This is a genomic window from Enteractinococcus helveticum (assembly GCF_001657475.1).
Classification (GTDB): domain Bacteria; phylum Actinomycetota; class Actinomycetes; order Actinomycetales; family Micrococcaceae; genus Yaniella; species Yaniella helvetica.
In genome coordinates this window covers 1-545 of the sequence record NZ_LXEY01000061.1, presented here as the reverse complement: position 1 = coordinate 545, position 545 = coordinate 1, and the positions used below count along the sequence as shown (strand labels likewise).

General features: G+C 31.2%; 1 protein-coding gene and 1 pseudogene. Both read left to right on the top strand.

What is annotated here, in order from left to right; genetic code table 11:
* Positions 1-183: hypothetical protein (locus tag A6F49_RS18530; RefSeq protein WP_150119525.1), on the top strand; the 183-nt coding region annotated here is incomplete at its 5' end.
* Positions 180-545: pseudogene (locus tag A6F49_RS17470) on the top strand (5-methyltetrahydropteroyltriglutamate--homocysteine S-methyltransferase); the annotation flags it as partial. The gene A6F49_RS18530 and the pseudogene A6F49_RS17470, both read left to right, overlap by 4 nt.

Here is a 545-nt window from a genome sequence, read left to right as displayed (position 1 = left end):
GTTAAAGATGATAAAGCCAAAACACGAGAACTAAGTCTTAAGCTTTCAAAGGATTTAATCGATACTGTTCATGAATATTTTAATGGTTTATACATTATCACACCGTTTCAAAATGTCGAAGATTCATTAGAACTTGCAGCATACTCAAAATCTATTACTGCTCACAAGGAGGCAATATTATGACAACAATTAAAACATCAAACTTAGGATTCCCAAGATTAGGTAGAAAAAGAGAATGGAAAAAAGCCATCGAAAGTTATTGGGCAAAGAAGATTTCTAAAGAAGAATTAGATCAAACATTAACTGATCTACATAAAGAAAATTTATTATTACAAAAGTACTATCACTTAGATAGCATCCCAGTTGGTGATTTCTCTTTATATGACCATATATTAGATACGTCATTATTATTCCACCTCATCCCTGAACGTATCTAAGGAAGAACTATTGATGATGATTTATTATTTGATATTGCTCGCGGTAATAAAGACCATGTTGCAAGTGCACTTTTAAAATGGTTTAGCTCTAACTATCATTACATCGTA